Origin of the sequence: Enterobacter sp. DTU_2021_1002640_1_SI_PRY_ASU_LCPMC_013 (assembly GCF_032389435.1) — a bacterium.
Lineage (GTDB): Bacteria > Pseudomonadota > Gammaproteobacteria > Enterobacterales > Enterobacteriaceae > Enterobacter > Enterobacter hormaechei_C.
Genome location: NZ_CP135594.1, coordinates 1048240 through 1067113, shown reverse-complemented (window position 1 = coordinate 1067113; position 18874 = coordinate 1048240). Strand labels below are relative to the sequence as shown.

18 protein-coding genes are annotated in these 18874 nt (G+C 55.7%); 4 read left to right on the top strand and 14 right to left on the bottom strand.

From position 1 onward, the window contains the following. Window positions 1-30 precede the first annotated feature (30 nt). Window positions 31-558, bottom strand: a complete 528-nt coding sequence (locus RS584_RS05090; protein WP_023296032.1) for a YbaY family lipoprotein — start codon at window positions 556-558, stop codon at window positions 31-33. Window positions 559-761: 203 nt separating this feature from the next. Between RS584_RS05090 and tesB the strand changes: the two genes are divergently transcribed. Then, window positions 762-1622, top strand: a complete 861-nt coding sequence (gene tesB / locus RS584_RS05085) for an acyl-CoA thioesterase II (protein WP_015571264.1) — start codon at window positions 762-764, stop codon at window positions 1620-1622. Window positions 1623-1717: 95 nt separating this feature from the next. On the opposite strand, the gene amtB is transcribed toward tesB, so the two are convergent. The 5 genes from amtB to RS584_RS05060 form a co-directional block, all read right to left on the bottom strand. After that, window positions 1718-3004, bottom strand: a complete 1287-nt coding sequence (amtB, locus tag RS584_RS05080) for an ammonium transporter AmtB (protein ID WP_315749042.1) — start codon at window positions 3002-3004, stop codon at window positions 1718-1720. A gap of 35 nt (window positions 3005-3039) precedes the next feature. Then, a complete protein-coding gene (glnK, locus tag RS584_RS05075) occupies window positions 3040-3378 on the bottom strand; it encodes a P-II family nitrogen regulator (RefSeq protein WP_006809867.1) in 339 nt (112 codons plus the stop codon). A gap of 211 nt (window positions 3379-3589) precedes the next feature. Continuing rightward, window positions 3590-5371: a SmdB family multidrug efflux ABC transporter permease/ATP-binding protein gene (locus RS584_RS05070; RefSeq protein ID WP_315749041.1), complete on the bottom strand. Its 1782-nt coding sequence runs from the start codon at window positions 5369-5371 to the stop codon at window positions 3590-3592. Then, window positions 5364-7118, bottom strand: a complete 1755-nt coding sequence (locus tag RS584_RS05065; RefSeq protein ID WP_315749040.1) for a SmdA family multidrug ABC transporter permease/ATP-binding protein — start codon at window positions 7116-7118, stop codon at window positions 5364-5366. The genes RS584_RS05070 and RS584_RS05065 overlap by 8 nt, the downstream gene beginning before the upstream one ends. 30 nt (window positions 7119-7148) lie before the next feature. Beyond that, window positions 7149-7607 (bottom strand): Lrp/AsnC family transcriptional regulator, encoded by a 459-nt coding sequence (locus tag RS584_RS05060; RefSeq protein WP_015571267.1) that lies wholly within the window; start codon window positions 7605-7607, stop codon window positions 7149-7151. A gap of 115 nt (window positions 7608-7722) precedes the next feature. Here RS584_RS05060 and RS584_RS05055 point away from each other — a divergent pair, with 115 nt between their 5' ends. Continuing rightward, the gene (locus RS584_RS05055) at window positions 7723-8769 is read left to right on the top strand and encodes a PLP-dependent cysteine synthase family protein (RefSeq protein ID WP_017383196.1); all 1047 of its coding nucleotides are present in this window, start codon (window positions 7723-7725) and stop codon (window positions 8767-8769) included. A gap of 40 nt (window positions 8770-8809) precedes the next feature. Here RS584_RS05055 and cof read toward each other — a convergent pair whose 3' ends face one another. Continuing rightward, on the bottom strand, window positions 8810-9628 hold the full coding sequence (gene cof, locus RS584_RS05050) for an HMP-PP phosphatase (protein ID WP_045338274.1): 819 nt from the start codon (window positions 9626-9628) through the stop codon (window positions 8810-8812). Window positions 9629-9729: 101 nt separating this feature from the next. Here cof and RS584_RS05045 point away from each other — a divergent pair, with 101 nt between their 5' ends. Both RS584_RS05045 and queC read left to right on the top strand, forming a co-directional pair. Beyond that, on the top strand, window positions 9730-11430 hold the full coding sequence (locus RS584_RS05045; protein ID WP_315749039.1) for an SgrR family transcriptional regulator: 1701 nt from the start codon (window positions 9730-9732) through the stop codon (window positions 11428-11430). A gap of 66 nt (window positions 11431-11496) precedes the next feature. Continuing rightward, window positions 11497-12192: a 7-cyano-7-deazaguanine synthase QueC gene (gene queC, locus RS584_RS05040; protein WP_047355296.1), complete on the top strand. Its 696-nt coding sequence runs from the start codon at window positions 11497-11499 to the stop codon at window positions 12190-12192. A gap of 3 nt (window positions 12193-12195) precedes the next feature. On the opposite strand, the gene RS584_RS05035 is transcribed toward queC, so the two are convergent. From RS584_RS05035 to lon, 7 genes are all read right to left on the bottom strand, one after another. Beyond that, window positions 12196-12525, bottom strand: a complete 330-nt coding sequence (locus RS584_RS05035; protein WP_022650480.1) for a DNA-binding protein — start codon at window positions 12523-12525, stop codon at window positions 12196-12198. Further along, on the bottom strand, window positions 12512-12862 hold the full coding sequence (locus RS584_RS05030; protein WP_032670484.1) for a type II toxin-antitoxin system RelE/ParE family toxin: 351 nt from the start codon (window positions 12860-12862) through the stop codon (window positions 12512-12514). The genes RS584_RS05035 and RS584_RS05030 overlap by 14 nt, the downstream gene beginning before the upstream one ends. Window positions 12863-12909: 47 nt before the next feature. Beyond that, window positions 12910-13308 carry a YbgC/FadM family acyl-CoA thioesterase gene (locus tag RS584_RS05025; RefSeq protein ID WP_015571272.1) on the bottom strand — a complete coding sequence of 133 codons (399 nt, stop codon included), beginning with the start codon at window positions 13306-13308 and terminating at the stop codon, window positions 12910-12912. Window positions 13309-13405: 97 nt separating this feature from the next. Beyond that, entirely contained in the window at window positions 13406-13786 is a 381-nt protein-coding gene (locus RS584_RS05020; RefSeq protein ID WP_047063244.1) for a helix-hairpin-helix domain-containing protein, read from the bottom strand. 148 nt (window positions 13787-13934) lie between these two features. Beyond that, a complete protein-coding gene (gene ppiD / locus RS584_RS05015; protein ID WP_032670485.1) occupies window positions 13935-15806 on the bottom strand; it encodes a peptidylprolyl isomerase in 1872 nt (623 codons plus the stop codon). Between the two features lie 212 nt (window positions 15807-16018). Continuing rightward, window positions 16019-16291: a nucleoid-associated protein HU-beta gene (gene hupB / locus RS584_RS05010; RefSeq protein ID WP_002444653.1), complete on the bottom strand. Its 273-nt coding sequence runs from the start codon at window positions 16289-16291 to the stop codon at window positions 16019-16021. 210 nt (window positions 16292-16501) lie between these two features. Then, window positions 16502-18856: an endopeptidase La gene (lon, locus tag RS584_RS05005; RefSeq protein WP_014882775.1), complete on the bottom strand. Its 2355-nt coding sequence runs from the start codon at window positions 18854-18856 to the stop codon at window positions 16502-16504. Window positions 18857-18874 lie beyond the last annotated feature (18 nt).

Below are 18874 nucleotides of genomic sequence, written 5' to 3'. Positions count from 1 at the left end.
TCCCGTCAACATGGAGAGGGCGAAAGAGAATTACAGCTGTGTTGGCGGTGTAGGCAGAGTCGGCTGATTGGTCTGCGTTGCAACAGGTACTTCAGTTTGCTGCACCGGTACCAGGGTCAGGTCGATTTTGGTGCCGCCTTTGTTGACCGCTTCCTGCACGGTATCGGTGATAAAGACCAGCTTATCGTTGATCGTTACCGCCGCGCTCAGGAGGATACGCGCATTGGGTTGCACGTCAGACGGGTTGTACGGCAGCACAAAGCTGAACGGCGCCTGTTTACCCTCCGTACGAACCGCGCGCTGCGCAAGCACTTTGGACGGCGCATCCGCCAGGGAAGCATCAGACAGCGTGACCGTTAAAACCGCATCCGGCGGCAGCGCAACCTTCTGTTTGATCCAGATCGTACCGGAAACATTTGGCTGCTGAATAGCTTGCTGCGAAAGGGTGTTAATCCCGTTTGCGCTTGCTGTTGGCACCGGTACATCGGCACTCTTACCAGCACAGGCGGACAACGCTACCGCAATTGCTACACCACTGAGCATAGGCACGAGTTTCATTGAAGTCTCCTTATCATCAATGCACCAGCGGGATCGATCCCATCTGATGTCGTTTTATTCACACAACGAATACAAGTGTGGCACAAATCACGGATTTATGCCTAATTTCGTCCGGATATTAAGATTATTCTACCCATCGGACCACTTTCATTTCTGGGTTATACTCAGCGTATCTTTCGCCACGGCGTTTATTGAGGACCACTATGAGTCAGGCACTGAACAATCTGCTGACATTGCTGAACCTGGAAAAAATAGAAGAAGGGCTATTTCGCGGACAGAGCGAAGATTTAGGCTTACGCCAGGTTTTTGGCGGCCAGGTCGTGGGGCAAGCGCTGTATGCCGCCAAGGAGACCGTCCCGGCAGACCGTCTGGTGCACTCGTTTCACAGCTACTTTTTACGCCCCGGTGACAGCGCTAAACCGATTGTTTACGACGTGGAAGTTCTGCGTGACGGTCAAAGCTTCAGCGCCCGTCGCGTGGCGGCCATCCAGCATGGCAAACCCATCTTCTACATGACCGCCTCGTTCCAGGCGCCAGAGCCGGGCTATGAGCATCAAAAAAAGATGCCGTCTGCCCCGTCGCCGGACGATCTAAAATCGGAAACCGAAATTGCCCGCGCTCTCGCGCATCTGCTGCCGCCGCAGGTAAAAGAGAAGTTTCTGTGCGATAAACCGCTGGAGATCCGCCCGGTCGAATTTCATAACCCAATGAAGGGGCATACCGCTGAGCCCGCCCGCCAGGTGTGGATCCGCGCCAACGGCAGCGTACCGGCAGATTTGCGCGTGCATCAGTACCTGCTGGGGTATGCGTCGGATTTCAACTTCCTGCCGGTTGCGCTACAGCCGCACGGTGTGGGCTTCCTCGAAAAAGGGATGCAGGTAGCCACAATTGACCATTCCATGTGGTTCCACCGTCCATTCGATATGAATGAATGGCTGCTTTACAGCGTGGAAAGTACCTCTGCGTCCAGCGCGCGCGGCTTTGTACGCGGGGAGTTTTACACTCAGGATGGCGTGCTGGTTGCTTCTACCGTGCAGGAAGGTGTGATGCGTAATCGCGGGTGATGTAAAAAGCCCGGTGGAGCTGCGCTCACCGGGCCTGCGAATTGTGCTTTTTCAGGCCGGGTAAGGCGAAGCCGCCGCCCGGCAAGGCACTCAAATTATGCGTTATAGGCATTCTCGCCGTGGCTGTTGACGTCCAGGCCTTCGCGCTCCTGCTCTTCCGGCACGCGCAGCCCAACGGTCATATCAGCCAGCTTGTAACCGATAAAGGCCACAACACCGGACCAGACAATGGTGATCGCGATGCTTTCCAGCTGTACCAGCACCTGATGCATCATGGTCACGCCTTCTGCGTAACCCACACCGCCCAGAGATTGGGCAGCAAAGATACCGGTCATGATACAGCCGACGATGCCGCACACACCGTGTACGCCGAATACGTCACACGGATCGTCAACGCGCAGAATACGTTTCAGTGCGGTAACGCCCCACAGCCCCGCCAGTCCTGCGACGATACCGATCAGCAGCGCACCGCCCACACCCACGTAACCGCACGCTGGCGTAATACCTACCAAACCGGCAATCGCCCCGGAACAGGCACCCAGCAGCGATGGCTTGCCGCGAACGGCCCACTCGCCAAATACCCATGAGAGGATAGCGCCGGCGGTTGCCACAACGGTATTCACGAAGGCCAGCGCGGCGATTTCGTTAGCGGCGCTGGCTGAACCTGCGTTGAAGCCGAACCAGCCAAAATAGAGGATGGCGGTGCCGGTAAAGACCATCGGCAGATTGTGCGGCTTGAATGCTTCCTTCCCGAAGCCCACGCGCTTACCAATCAGGTATGCGCCTACCAGACCTGCTACCGCGGCGTTGATGTGCACAACGGTACCACCCGCAAAGTCCAGCGCGCCATGGGAAGCCAACAGACCACCTCCCCAGACCATATGCGCAATCGGGATATAGGAGAGCGTCAGCCAGACCACCACGAAAATCAGTACCGCAGAGAAGCGGATACGCTCAGCCAGCGCGCCCACAATCAGCCCCACGGTGATGCAGGCGAATGAGCCCTGGAACGCGACATGAATATACTGATAAAAGCTGCCCATCACCGCGGTCAGTTCGATATTTTTCAGCATCGCCCAGTTAACGTTGCCGAAGAAGGCGTTGCCCTCCCCGAAGGCCAGCGAGTAACCGTAAACCACCCACAGCACGCACACCAGCGCGAACGTGACGGCAACCTGCGTCAGCATGGAGAGTACGTTCTTGCCGCGGATCAGGCCGCCGTAAAACAGCGCGATCCCCGGAATCGTCATGAACAGCACCAGCGCGGTGCAAATCATCATAAAGGCGTTATCGGCTTTGTCTGCCACAGCAGGTGCAGCCATTGCCAGGCCCGGCAGCAGTGCCAGCGAACCCAGACCTGTTTTCATTGTTGCTTTCTTCATTTTCTCGATCCCTATCACTGTGTGCCAGGAGTTACTTACAACGCCGCTTCGTCAGATTCGCCGGTACGGATGCGAATGACGCGCTGTAGTTCGGCAACGAAAATTTTGCCGTCGCCAATTTTTCCGGTGTAGGCTGCTTTGCTGACGACATCAATCACCTCATCAAGCTGATCGTCGGCAATCGCCACATCAATCTTCACTTTTGGCAGGAAGTTAACGCTGTATTCCGCCCCGCGATAAAGCTCGGCATGACCTTTCTGACGCCCAAAGCCTTTCACTTCGGTGACAGTCAGTCCCTGAATACCCATGGAAGACAGCGCTTCACGCACGTCTTCGAGTTTGAATGGTTTGATTACCACCGTAACCAGCTTCATATATCCCCTCCAGTCAGAATTCGGTAATGGCCGCAGCTAACACGAAAGGGATATTGCAAAGGGTGTGCCAGAAGTGAAAGGTGAGGAGGAAAGCGCCGCGGCGCGGATGCGCCGGGAAGAGACGAAAAAAAACGCACCATGGCAGTGCAGGGTGCGTTTCAGTTTTGCACCAACGGTTAAGTCTGTTAGCGCATTGCCTTGTTATGGTGCATCAGGCGCTGAGTGACTCTTCCTCGCGCTCGCTGGCGGCCAGTTCGTCGCCTGCCAGCTGCAACTGATACATCTGCCAGTAGCGTCCTTTTGCCTCAAGCAGCGCTCTGTGCGTCCCCCGTTCAACGGCCTGGCCACGGTGCAGCACCAGAATGGTATCAGCATCGACGATGGTTGACAGGCGGTGGGCGATCACCACCAGCGTAGTGCGATCCCGCACGGCAGCCAGCGCCTGCTGGATCGCCTGCTCGGTACCGGAGTCAATGCTTGCGGTCGCTTCATCCAGAATTAACACCTGCGGCGTCTCAATCAGCACGCGCGCCAGCGCAAGAAGTTGCTTTTGCCCGACGGAGAGGTTGTTGCCCTGCTCACCCAGCCGGGTATGGATCCCCTCGCTTAGCCCGCGCGCCAGATCCGCCAGCTGCACCGTTTCCAGCACCTCCCATACCTGCTCAGGCGTGAAAGGTCGTCCCAGCGTCACGTTGGCATAAAAGGTATCCGCCAGTACCACCGGATCCTGCTGCACCATCGCGACGCCCTTACGCAACGCGTTGTGGCTAAGCGAGGCAAGCGGCCGTCCGTCCAGACGGATCTCCCCCTGCGTCAACGGATAGTAGCCCATCAGCAAACTGGCGAGCGTGCTTTTGCCGCTACCGGTATGCCCAACCAGGGCGACAAAACCGCGCGACGGTACCTCGAGGTTAATATCCTGCAAGACAAGCTGGTCGTCGCGGTAGGCAAACGAGACATGATCAAACGCTATGGACCCACTTTCCAGCGGGCGTTCGTCATCGCCATAGGTCTGACGCGGCCTGTCCATCAGCTCGAATACACGTTCGCCTGCGACCACTGCCTGTTGCAGCATCGATTGCTGCGTGGTGAGTTCAATCAGCGGTTCGTTAAGGCGACCAAGATAGCTGATAAATGCGTACAGCACCCCCACCTCGATGGTTCCGCGCGTCGTCAGGCCAAACAGCATCAACAGCCCGCACAGCACCAGCGCAGAGAAGAGGCTCAGCAGCGGGCGTAACAGGAAGCCATCCAGCCGTAACGTCTGCATCCGCGCCATATAGTGCGAGCGGCTGGCTTCTCCCATTCGCTCGCCAAAACGCGCCTGCTGGCGAAACTGCTGGATAACGCTCATGCCGTTGATCACTTCGTTGAAGCCATCATTGATATCTGCGAGGTAAGCGCGCACGCGACGAACAATCGGCGTGCTGTAGCGCTGGTAAATTACCATCACAATCAGCACCGCCGGGAAAATAGCGATCGCCACCAGCGCCATACGCCAGTCCAGGCTGAACATCGCCACCAGCATCGCGCCAATTAACGCGGCACTGCGCAGAACCGTTGCGACAACGGTTACATAGAGGTCGCGGATCACCTCGGTGTCATTGGTGACGCGCGAAATAACCTGTCCGACCGGCTGGGTATCAAACTCGCTCAGCGGCTGGCGCAGCGCGGCATCCATCACATCCGTGCGTAGCTGCTGGACCACGCCCACGGCGGCCCGGTTAAACAGCAGCGACTGCGCATAGTGCAGCCCCGCCGCCGTCAGCTGTAGGCCGACATACGCCACGCCCAGCCCCGCCACCAGCCCCAGCGGCAGATAGTTTTTCGCCACCATATTGTCGATGAAATAGCTGATAAGCAGCGGACCGGTCACCTCCGCAATCGCGGCGATCCACAGCAACAGCACGGCGATGGAAAGCGGTTTGCGCCACGGTGAGCCATAGGCCAGCAGCCGTTTTAACGTCGGCCACATCTGTCCAAACTTACGCATCGGCGACCTCCTCATCCAGCGCGGCTTCAAGCTGTTGATAGCGGTACATATCCCGATACCATCCGGTCTGCCCGGCAAGCTGCTCATGCTGACCACGCTGAGCAATATGCCCGTGCTGAAGCACCAGAATTTCGCTGGCTTCGGTAAGGGCCGACAGACGGTGCGCGCTGATGATGACCGTGCGCCCCTCTCCCCACTGGCGAAGGTTATGCAAAATTTGATGTTCAGTACGTCCGTCAACCGCGGACAGCGCATCATCCAGTATCAGGATCTCAGCGTCCAGCAGCAGCGCGCGGGCAATAGAGATACGCTGTTTTTGTCCGCCGGAGAGCATAACGCCCCGCTCACCCACTTCCGTATCGTAGCCCTGCGGCAGGCGCAGAATATCCTCGTGGACGCTGGCCAGACGCGCCACGTGCTCGATCTGGTCCTGTGTCGCCGTCGGACACCCGAGCGCGATATTGTTGGCAATGGTGTCTGAAAACAAAAACGGCGTCTGGCTGACGACCGCCAGGCGGCTGCGCCAGTCATCCAGCAGCAGACGTGGCAGAGGGACGTCGTGGAAACGGATATCGCCTTCGCTCACGTCAAAATGGCGCTGAATCAGTGACAGAATGGTGCTTTTACCGGAACCCGTCGGGCCACAGATGCCCAGCATCTGACCAGGACGCAGCGTGAAACTGACGTTCTCAAGCACCGGATGTTCCGTTTGCGGGTAGATAAAGGCGCGGATATCAGCCTTGAGAATACCCGGACCTTCCGGCACCGGCTCGCTGCCATCGTTCACGACCGGCACTTCCGCCAGCATGGCGCGGATACGGCTGTAAGCGGCGCTCCCGCGTTCAACGATATTAAACATCCAGGCCAGCGCCAGCATCGGCCAGATCATCAGCCCAAGGTACATCGCAAAGCTGGTTAACTGCCCGAGGGTCATCGTGCCTTGCACCACCATCCAGCTGCCGCTGCCCACTGCCAGCAGGTTCGCCATGCCAATCGCAATATAAATTGTCGGATCGAAACGGGCATCAATACGCGCCACGCGCATGTTTTTCGCGCCGGTATCGGCGGCGTCGGCGGCAAACAGCGCGGACTGGCGGTCTTCCAGACCAAACGCTTTGATCATGCGGATGCTGGTCATGCTCTCCTGGGTGCGATCGTTCAGCGACGAGAACGCCGCCTGCGCCAGCTTAAAGCGTTCATGGAGCTGCTCGCCGTAGCGGTTAATTGCCAGCGCCATCAGCGGCATCGGCAGCAGCGCCAGCAGCGTGAGCTCCCAGCTAATTTGCGTAGACATCACAATCAGTACCGCACAGCCCATCACCAGGGAATCCACCAGCGTTAGCACCCCTTCACCGGCGGCAAACACCACGCGGTCTACATCGTTAGTGGCGCGGGCGATGAGATCCCCGGTACGGTGACGCAGATAAAACTCAGGGTGCTGGCGGCTCAGCTGGCGGTAAAAGTCCTCGCGCAGCTCAACGGCAAGCTGATAGGACGCGCCGAACAGCAGCACGCGCCAGACATAACGCAGCAGGTAAACCACCACGGCCGTCAGCACCAGCGTACCGCCCCACATCATCACCCGTGCGGCGGTGTAATGTTGTTCCGTAACGCCATCCACGACGTAACCCACCACTTTGGGCGGGATTAGTTGCAGAATGGCGATGATAATAAGCAGGGCCACCGCGCCGAGGTAGCGTTGCCACTCCCGACGAAAGTACCAGCTTAATTGGGCAAATAATCGCACGCGGTCTTTTCCTGAAGGTATTTTAAGAAGTTATTCAATGGGTAACGCTGTGGTGTATTTAATCTGTTCCATGGCGAAACTGGAGGTGACATCGGACAAGCCCGGTACGCTATTGACCAGCCGCTTGTAGAAATCATCGTAGCGCTTCATGTCTGCCACCTGAACGCGCATCAGATAGTCGTATTCCCCCGCCATGCGCCAGAAGCCGAGCACCTCGGGCATGTCGGAAACCTGGGTGACGAAGCGGCAGTACCATTCGCTACTGTGATGCTGCGTTTTTATCAGGACGAAGGCGGTCAGTCCAAGCCCCAGTTTTTCGGGATCCAGCAACGCCACGCGTCCCAGCAGAATGCCATCATCTTCCAGCTTCTTGAGGCGCTTCCAGCACGGTGTGGTGGTCAGATTAACGGCATCTGCCAGCGCCTGCAAAGAGAGGGTGCAGTCGCTTTGCAGCAAAGAAAGCAGCTTACGATCAATTTTATCTAACATAGCCACCTCGAAGAGAAAATTATTCTCCTTACATTCTATTTTAAAGGTCAGATAGCAACAATTTTTTCTGTGCTTTTCGCTATGCTGGGCACAAAATGACAAACGGATAACTACGATGAATAGCACCTGGGTTAAACATGCCATCAGCGAAATAAATGCCGACTATCAGCGCTCGGCAGACACCCACTTGATCCGCCTGCCTCTGCCTGGATTTCCCGGTATTCAGCTTTACCTGAAGGATGAAAGCACCCATCCTACCGGCAGCCTGAAGCATCGCCTGGCGCGTTCACTCTTTTTATACGGTTTATGTAACGGCTGGATCAAAGAAGGCACCACGATTATTGAATCGTCGTCCGGATCAACTGCCGTCTCCGAAGCCTACTTTGCCCGCCTGCTGGGTCTGCCGTTTATCGCCGTGATGCCCTCCTGCACGGCGAAACGTAAAGTCGAACAGATCGAATTTTACGGCGGACGCTGCCACTTTGTGGAAAGCGCCTGCGAAATCTATGCGGCCTCCGAAATGCTGGCCCGCGAACTGAATGGTCACTATATGGACCAATTCACCTTCGCCGAGCGCGCCACCGACTGGCGCGGCAATAATAACATTGCGGACAGCATTTTCCGCCAGATGACCCACGAGCCGCATCCTGTTCCCTCTTACATTGTCATGAGCGCGGGCACGGGCGGAACCTCCGCCACCATCGGACGTTATATCCGCTGTCAGGGTTATGATACGCAGCTGATGGTGGTTGACCCGCAAAACTCGGTGTTCCTCGATTACTGGCAATCCCGCGATGCCAGCCTGCGCAGCCCCGTGGGGAGCAAGATCGAAGGGATTGGTCGCCCGCGCGTCGAACCCTCGTTCATTCCGGACGTTGTGGATGAGATGCTCCGCGTGCCGGACGCCGCCAGCGTCGCGACGGCGCACTGGCTGGAGACACAGCTTGGCCGTAAAGTCGGGGCTTCCACCGGCACCAATATGTGGGGCGCGCTACAGCTGGCCGCGAGGATGCGCGAAGAAGGCCGTACCGGCTCTGTCGTCACGCTGCTGTGTGACAGCGGGGAGCGCTACCTGGACACCTATTACAACGCAGAATGGGTGCAGGCAACTATTGGCGATGTAGAACCGTGGAAAGCGCAGATTTCGCAGCTGGTGAAATAAAAAAAGCCAGGCTAAAGCCTGGCTTGCTGGAAGGGTCTCACTATTCGGGGGAATATGGGAGGTTATTTTTGTCCAGCCAATGCGTCAAAAAATGGGACACCGCTTCGTTACGACAGTGTCCGATAACCGGTAAATGCGGGAGCGCGGCGATAAGTTGCGGCATCGCGTTCCCCATAATCAGTCCACGACCCACGCTGCTCAGCATCTCGTGGTCGTTCATGGCGTCACCAAAGGCCATACAGTCCTGCATCGTCAGCCCCAGATGATCGCTCAGCACCGCCAGCGCAGATCCTTTGTTACAGCCCACCGGCAGCACTTCAAGGCAGTCCACCGCCGAGAAAGTCAGGTGCGCCCGGTCGCCCAGCGCCTCGTTAAGCTGAATACGCAGGCGGCAGAGATCATCGTGATCGCCGCAGAAGCAGATCTTGGTCACCTTGTGTGCCGGAATGCGGCGCAAATCGATAAGCTGATATTTAAAGCCGCTGTAAACGTGAGCGTGCAGCAAGGCCGGGATCTCACGCCCGGTAAACCAGCCTTCATCATTAAAAACATGCACGCTGGCCTGCGTATCCCAGGTGCTGTGCAGGACAATGTCCGCCACTTCCGGGTTCAGATCCTGACGGTGCAGCACATTGCCGTCGACGGAGTGAATGCGCGTCCCGTTGCCGGTGATCAGGAACGCATCGAGGGCAAATGTTCCCAGCAGATGGCGCATCTCGAGAACATGACGACCAGTGGCAAACGTCAGGGTGACTTCACGCTCGCGCAGGCGCTTAAGTGTGTTCAGGGTTTTCTCCCCTAAACGGTGATCCGGCATTAACAGCGTGCCGTCCATATCAAATGCAGCGAGCCGAGCCATAATTACTCCCGAAATGTGAGGCGGTTAACTTGTGCATCAGTATTACGTGAGATATACGGAAGTAATAGTGAATAGATGATAATTATTGTTCCGGGTTTTTCATGCGCCAGCTTAATCGTCTTAACCAGTATCAGCGTCTGTGGCACCCCTCCGCCGGCGCACCGCAGCAGGTTAACATCAGTGAACTTGCCAGCCGCTGCTTTTGCAGCGAGCGACATGTTCGCACCCTGCTGCGCCAGGCGCAGGAGGCGGGCTGGCTAAGCTGGCACGCCCGCTCCGGACGAGGTAAGCGTGGGGAATTACGCTTTCACGTCACTCCGGATTCGTTGCGTAATACGATGATGGAAGAGGCCCTGAAAAGTGGACAGCAGCACAACGCGCTGGAGCTGGCCCAGCTCGCGCCTGAAGATTTGCGATCGCTGCTGCATCCGTTTATGGGCGGGCAGTGGCAGAACGATACGCCGACGCTGCGTATTCCCTACTATCGCTCGCTGGAGCCGCTTCAGCCGGGGTTTCTCCCTGGCCGGGCGGAGCAGCATCTGGCGGGACAGGTATTCTCTGGTTTGACGCGTTTTAATGGTAACAGCAGTGAACCCACGGGCGATCTGGCGCATCACTGGGAAATCTCCGCTGACGGCCTGCGCTGGCATTTCTACATTCGCTCCACCCTGCACTGGCATAACGGCGATAAAATAGAGACGGCACAGCTCCGGCAAAGCCTGACGGCGCTGTTATCGCAGGCCGGCATGGGCACGCTTTTCCGCAGCGTCTTACGTATCGAAACCACGCATCCGCAGTGCCTGACGTTTATTCTCCATCAACCTGACTACTGGCTGGCGCACAGGCTGGCAACCTACTGTAGCCGTCTGGCGCATCCCGACTACCCCGTGGTGGGCAGCGGTCCCTTCCGGCTGAGCGTTTTTGAGCCTGAACTGGTGCGTCTGGAAAGCCACGAGCAGTATCACCTTGGGCATCCGTTGCTTAAGGCTATCGAGTACTGGATCACGCCCCAGCTTTTTGACTACAGTCTGGGCACCAGCTGTCGCCACCCGGTGCAAATCGCCATTGGCGAGGCCGACGAGCTGGCCAGCCTGCGGCTGGTGAGTAACAGCACCAGTCTGGGTTTCTGCTACCTCACGCTGAAACAGAGCCCGCGTCTGAGCGAACTTCAGGCAAAGCGGCTGATTAATATCATTCATCTCTCAACGCTGCTGCACACGCTTCCTCTGAACGAAGGACTCATCACCCCTACCGAGGAACTGCTTCCCGGCTGGGCGATCCCCCAGTGGCCTGATTTAACCGACGTTGCGCTGCCAGAGGCGTTGACGCTGGTCTACCACCTGCCGGTTGAGCTTCACACCATGGCCAGCCAGTTAAAAGCATACCTTGCGCGGCAGGGTTGTGAACTGACCGTCATCTTTCACGACGCAAAAACGTGGGACGGGTGCCAGCAGCTTGCCGATGCAGACATCATGATGGGAGACAGACTGATTGGCGAAGCGCCAGCGTACACGCTTGAGCAGTGGCTCCGCTGCGATGCGCTCTGGCCGCATCTGCTGAGCGCACCGGCATACGCCCATTTGCAGGCCACGCTGGATGCGGTGCAGACGCAGGCCGACGAACGTGACCGACACGCAGGACTTCAGGCTATCTTCAGCCGGTTAATGGAGACAGCCGTCCTGACGCCGCTCTTTAACTACCAGTATCAAATCAGCGCGCCTCCGGGCGTCAACGGCATACGCCTTAACACTCGCGGCTGGTTTGACTTCACCGAAGCCTGGCTTCCTCCCCCAAACGCGTGAAGAAGCTGGTCGCCGCTTTAGCCAGGCGTTAACATGACGCTTTTATTGTAACTGTCGAGATGATCTATGAAACGTGCCGTCGTCGTGTTCAGCGGAGGACAAGATTCCACAACCTGCCTGATTCAGGCGCTTCACCAGTATGATGAAGTGCACTGCGTCACTTTTGATTATGGTCAGCGTCATCGCGCTGAAATCGATGTCGCTCGTGAACTGGCCCTCAAACTGGGCGCCCGCGCTCATAAAGTGCTGGACGTGACGCTGTTAAATGAACTGGCCGTCAGCAGCCTCACCCGCGACAGCATTCCGGTGCCTGATTACGAACCGGATGCCAGCGGCATTCCGAACACCTTCGTACCGGGCCGCAACATTCTCTTCCTGACCCTGACGGCGATCTATGCCTACCAGGTGAAAGCCGAAGCGGTGATCACGGGCGTGTGTGAGACCGACTTCTCTGGCTACCCGGACTGCCGGGATGAATTCGTGAAAGCACTCAATCACGCCGTCGATCTGGGAATGGCAAAAGAGACCCGCTTCGAAACGCCGCTGATGTGGCTGGATAAGGCTGAAACCTGGGCGCTGGCCGACTACTGGGGCAAGCTGGATGTTGTTCGCAACGAGACCCTGACCTGCTACAACGGCATTAAAGGGGACGGCTGCGGGCAGTGTGCCGCCTGTAACCTGCGCGCGAACGGTCTGAATCATTACCTTGCGGATAAACCTGGCGTGATGGCCGCGATGCAGAAAAAGACCGGGCTGAAATAAGGGCTACCTGACCGTGCTGTCGAACAGTTTTACACCGGCAGCACGGGTAATTTTCATCAGTGTAGTCAGCGTTGGGTTACCATTTTCGGACAGGGTGCGGTATAGCTGCTGACGTGAAAGCCCCGCTTTGGCTGAAATCTCTCCGATACCGCCGCGCGCTTCGATAACGCGTCTGAGGGCAATCAAATAGGCTGGGATCCCCTGGTCTTCGTAAATTTCATCCAGTGCAATTTGCAGATAGAGTTGCGCGTAAGAAGGATTTTCGCGCAGCATTTTGACTACAGCTTCATCATGGCTGACGGTACTTGAGAATTTTCGCTCACTTTTGCTCATTGGGTTTATCCTTTTGATGATCTTTCCAGTAGTCTATTGCCAGCATCACATCCGCTTTCTGGCTCTTTTTATCACCGCCGATCAGCAACAATAAGATTTCCCGACGCTGGACTGCAAAATAGACTCGATAACCGGGACCACAATCAACCTTCAACTCCCAGACACCCTCTCTGAGATAACGGTAATCGCCAAAATTCCCCTTCTCCGCGCGGTCGATTCGCAGAAGGATCCGAAACGCCAGCTCCGGATCCTTTCGTCTCATCTTTGCTACCCAATCCTCAAACGGTATTTTTCCGTCGCGGGTTCGGTAACGTTTAACAACGTAGTCCCTGTTCATGATTTTATCCCTGAAAACCCTTTTTGTCTTTTATAAAAGACAAAACTTTACGCGATCATCAGCTCTAGCTTTTCGCGCAACTCCCCTTCCAGCGGCAACGCTTTCTGGGTTTTGAGATCGATACAGACAAAGGTGATCAGCGCATCGGCCACCACCTGCCCTTCTGGCTCCAGCATAACGACCTGGCTCAATACACCACTTTTGCCATTCAGTTGTTGGACCTCACTGGTCACGGTGAGCACATCCCCCAGCACAGCCGGGCGGCGGTAGTTAATGTTGATATTGACGACCACAAACGCGATGTTGTGTGCGGTCAGCCACTGGAAGCTTTCGCTGTTCTCCAGGCCGTCCCAGCGCGCCTCTTCAAGAAATTCAAGGTAGCGGGCGTTATTGACGTGCTGGTAAACATCGAGGTGATAACCACGGACTTTGATTTGTGTCTGCATAGCGCAATAGCCTTACGTTGTTATAGGTTCAGAGGTCATAACTGGTATGACCTCTTTATCCTGGCAAATTTTTGCCTCAGTGCAAGTGATTACGCGATTACAGCGTCAGGTGTGCGAGATTGCGCTCAACCAGCGCGCTGCCCATACCCGGCACCTGCTTGAGATCGTCAAGGGTTTTGAAAGGGCCATACTCTTCACGATAGCTGACGATGGCCTGCGCTTTTTTTAGGCCCACGCCATTCATAACGCGGGCAAGATCGTCCGCAGAGGCAGTATTGATACTGACCCGCGTACCCTCGTCCTCAATGGCTTTCGTGCTGGCCGTCGCGTTGGCTTTAACATGACCTTGTGACGATGCATCGGCCTGGTTTTGTGCAGCCTGCGCTTTAGCCGAGGGGGACGCCGCCAGCGCGCCTGCACTCATCCCGGAAGTGGCAATAGCCAGTGTAATTAACAGTGCTTTGATTCCACATTTCATGCTGTTTTCTCCTTGTTTGTTGACAGCCACACCACGATAACCGCACGGGAAAACAGGGACAAACAACAGATTGCAGAAATGGAAAAGGCCGCGAAAGCGGCCTTTAATTTTTGCAGAGCGTTACGAAAATCTGCGAGCAGATACGTAATTATTGCTCCTGAGTGACCACATCACCCAGTTTGATTTTGGCTTCTTTACGCAGGTTGCTCATCATCGCTTCGAAAGCAATCTGGGCATTGTTCTGGGTAATTCCCTGAACCATGGCCTTCTTCTGCGCGTCTGGCAGCGTACCGGCTTTTACTTCATCCAGCGCCAGAAGCACCACGTTACCCTGCATATCGGTCGTGGTACCATAGACAGGTTTGTCTTTCGCCGGCAGACTCAGACCAAACGCCGCCTGGCTGACAGGGTCCTGACCGGTACGGCTCAGCGTTTTTGCTTCGCCAAAGCTCAGGCCAGCCGCTTTCAGCGCATCGTTCTTACCGGCTTTCAGATCGGCCAGAATTTTCTCTGCATCCAGTTTTGCCTGCTGTGCCGCTTTGTTGTGTTTGACCAGCGCCACCACCTGATCTTTCACTTCCGCCAGGGGCTTCACTGCCTCGGCTTTGTGCTCGCTGACGCGCAGTACGAACGCTCGGTCACCATCAACGGTAATGATGTCTGAGTTGCTGCCCGGCGTACCGTTCTCACCGACCAGACCACCATTGAAAATGGCATCTGAAACCGGTTTGAAGTTCAGTTCTTCCGGCAGGTTTTCGTGGCTGAACCAGCCCGTCTCAACCGCTTTCACGCCAGCAGCCTGCTCAGCGCCCGCCAGTGATTCGTTGTCGTTGCTTGCGGCATCGCTCACTTTCTGTTGCAGAGCATAGAAGGCGTCCAGCGCTTTCTCCTGCTTCACTTTCGCAGCGATATCATCACGAACGTCAGCCAGCGGCTTGGTTTTCGCCGCCACAACATCGTCCAGACGCGCCACCAGGAAGCCGACGGAGGATTTGATTACACCAGACAGTTGGCCTTTCTCTTTCAGGCCTGCATTTTTCAGCTCGTCCGGGGTAGTGGACTCTTCCAGCCAGCCCATATCACCACCGTTTTTGGCAGAAATAATGTCGGTGGATTTTGCTTTCGCTAAGGTGGCGAAATCAGCGCCTTTATTCAGCTCGTCCAGCACGGCTTTCGCTTCTGCTTCCGTTTTGGTCTGGATCACGCTGTAACGGTTACGCTGCGGCTGAGTGAACTGATCCTGATGCTGGTCGTAATAAGACTGGATCTCGGCGTCAGTCGCGTTTTCCTGCATCGCAGCTGCATCCAGCTTGATATAGCTTACGCGGAACTGTTCCGGAGAGATGAAGTTGTTCTTGTTTTGCTCGTAGTAAGCATTAACTTCAGCGTCGCTAACCTGCTGTTTCGCTGCCAGTGCGTTGACATCAATCGTCGCTTCACGCACCACGCGTTGCTGCGCCACCAGTGCCGCCAGCTCTTCAGTTTCGCCTTTCAGCATGAAATCGGTGCCCACCACCGCGTTGATCAGCTGTTGCGTGGTCAACTGGTTACGCAGCGCCTGAGCGTACTGGTCAGCCGTCATACCCATCTGGTTAACAATGCTGTTGTAACGCGCGTTGTCGAACTTCCCATTAGACTGGAAAGCCTGCGTCGAGAAGATGGCTTTTTTAACCTGCTCATCGCTGATGCCCAGACCGAGGCTTTTCGCGTACTGATCCAGCAGCGCTTCGTCGATAAGGCGGTTCAGCGTCTGCTGACGCAGGTTTTTCATATAGCCTTCGTTGGCTGCAAGTTCAGAGTATTGGTCGCCCAGTTGCTGCTGCATGCGGTTACGTTCACCAGCAAAAGCGTTCTCAAACTGCCCACGGCTAATTTCCTGGCCATTCACTTTTGCGGCGTAGTTCGCGCCACCGCCGATGAGGTAACTACTCACACCGGTCAATATGAACGACACGATAATGATACCGAAAATAATCTTGAGCACGAGACTGTTAGCAGCCGTGCGTAAGCTGTCCATCATGGTGTAACAACACTCCGCTGTAGGTGACTGGTTACCTGACGCTGACGGAAAATCCTGACCGTCGCGCGTAAAGGCGTATTGTGACAAGAAAACAGGGCAATTGTCAGCCCACAACTCGCATAAACTCGCACAAATCAGGTCTGGACAAACAAAAAAGGCACATCAAACGATGCGCCCTTGTACTTTTCAGCTTCCCTGGAGCGGGAAAGCAATCAGTTTACTGCGTCTTTCAGCGCTTTACCTGCACGGAAACCCGGCACTTTAGCGGCAGCAATGGTGATCTCTTTACCGGTTTGAGGGTTGCGGCCAGTACGGGCTGCACGCTCTTTAACCGCAAAAGTACCGAAGCCTACCAGTGCAACGTCGTCCCCAGCTTGCAGAGATTCAGTAACAGAAGCAATTAAAGCATCTAAAGCACGTCCCGCTGCAGCTTTAGAAATATCAGCACCCGCAGCAATTTTGTCAATCAGTTGAGATTTATTCACTGTTCTCTTCCTCTCTTTATAATTTATATCGCACCTGAATCCTTCACAGCGCGACCGCGCAGCAGTTATATCAGTCCTGCTATGACCTTACAACACCCGTTGTTGATGGCTAACCCAATCAGCAATCTAAATTAGCTATACAAAAAAAGGCTGGCAAGTACGAAATGACTTACCAGCCTTGTTTTTATTGGCGCTCTTTGCGCGAGGTCACTATTTTGCGGTTACAACCTGCATTCCGGACGGTTCATTTTGCAGTGCGAGAGTCAGAACTTCCTCAATGCGTTTCACCGGATGGATCTGCAAATCGGCAATAACGTTGTCCGGAATCTCTTCCAGATCGCGTTTATTTTCGTAAGGGATCAATACGGTTTTGATCCCACCGCGGTGTGCCGCCAGCAGTTTTTCTTTTAACCCGCCGATAGGCAGTACCTGACCACGCAGCGTAATTTCACCGGTCATGGCCACATCAGCACGAACCGGGTTCCCTGTCAGGCAGGAAACCAGCGCCGTACACATGGCAATACCCGCGCTTGGGCCATCTTTCGGCGTCGCCCCTTCCGGAACGTGAACGTGAATGTCGCGTTTTTCGTAGAAATCCGGGTTGATACCCAGTTTTTCCGCACGCGCGCGCACCACGGTCAGCGCCGCCTGGATGGACTCCTGCATCACTTCACCCAGCGAACCGGTGTAGGTCAGCTTGCCTTTGCCCGGGACACAGGCGGTTTCGATGGTCAGCAGATCGCCGCCCACTTCCGTCCATGCCAGACCGGTCACCTGACCAACGCGGTTTTCGTTGTCTGCGCGACCATAGTCGAAGCGCTGAACGCCCAGGTACGCATGCAGATTGTCGCCGTTAATCACAATGTGTTTCAGGCTCTTATCCAGCAGCAGCTGTTTCACCGCTTTACGACACAGTTTGGAGATTTCACGCTCAAGGCTACGCACGCCCGCTTCACGGGTGTAATAGCGAATGATGCCAATAATCGCGCTGTCCTCGACGGTCAGCTCGTTGGCTTTCAGCGCGTTACGCTCAATCTGTTTCGGCAGCAGGTGCTGCTTAGCGATGTTCAGCTTCTCATCTTCGGTATAACCGGAGAGACGGATCACTTCCATACGGTCCAGCAGCGGGGCCGGAATGTTCATGGAGTTGGAAGTCGCCACGAACATCACATCGCTCAGGTCGTAGTCCACTTCCAGGTAGTGATCGCTGAACGCCACGTTCTGTTCTGGATCAAGCACTTCCAGCAACGCCGACGCCGGATCGCCACGCATGTCCGAAGACATTTTGTCGATCTCATCCAGCAGGAACAGCGGGTTTTTAACCCCCACTTTCGCCATCTTCTGGATCAGCTTGCCCGGCATAGAACCGATGTAGGTACGGCGGTGACCGCGGATTTCCGCTTCATCGCGTACGCCGCCCAGCGCCATACGGATATACTTACGTCCGGTCGCTTTGGCGATGGACTGACCCAGAGAGGTTTTACCCACGCCTGGAGGCCCTACCAGGCACAGAATTGGGCCTTTGATTTTGTTCACACGGCTTTGTACCGCGAGGTACTCAAGAATGCGGTCTTTCACGCGTTCCAGGCCGTAGTGGTCGGTATCGAGGATTTCCTGCGCCTGACGCAGGTCTTTTTTGACCTTGCTGCGGGCATTCCACGGAACCTGCACCATCCACTCAATATAGCCGCGCACGACGGTCGCCTCTGCCGACATCGGAGACATCATTTTCAGCTTCTGCAACTCAGCTTCGGCTTTCTCTTTCGCCTCTTTCGGCATCTTCGCCGCGTCGATCTTACGCTTCAGCGCTTCGTTTTCATCCGGCGCATCGTCCATCTCGCCGAGCTCTTTCTGAATGGCTTTCATTTGCTCGTTCAGATAGTACTCACGCTGCGATTTTTCCATCTGCTTTTTGACGCGGTTGCGAATGCGCTTCTCAACCTGGAGCAGATCGATCTCAGACTCCATCATCGCCATCAGGTATTCCAGACGTTCGTTAACGTCGGACATTTCCAGCACGGACTGTTTGTCAGCCAGCTTCAGCGGCATGTGCGCAGCGATGGTATCCGCCAGACGTGCAGGATCGTCGATGCTGTTCAGCGACGTCAGCACTTCAGGTGGGATTTTCTTATTCAGCTTGATGTAGCCTTCGAACTGGCTGATCGCGGTGCGTACCAGCACTTCCTGTTCGCGCTCATCAAGTTCCGGTGAATCAAGGTACTCTGCCTTCGCAGAGAAGTGTTCGCCATCGTCTGACAGAGTGGTAATACGCGCACGCTGTAAGCCTTCCACCAGCACCTTCACGGTGCCGTCTGGCAGCTTCAGCATCTGCAAAATAGAGGCCACGGTCCCGACGGTGAAAAGATCGTTTACACCCGGCTCATCCGTTGATGCTTCCTTCTGCGCGACCAACATGATTTTTTTATCATGATCCATGGCGGCTTCGAGGCAACGGATAGATTTTTCCCGCCCTACAAATAAGGGTATGACCATGTGCGGATAAACCACCACATCGCGCAACGGCAATACGGGGATTTCAATGCGTTCAGAACGCTCAGGATTCATAGAGCTCTCTCTTAGTTT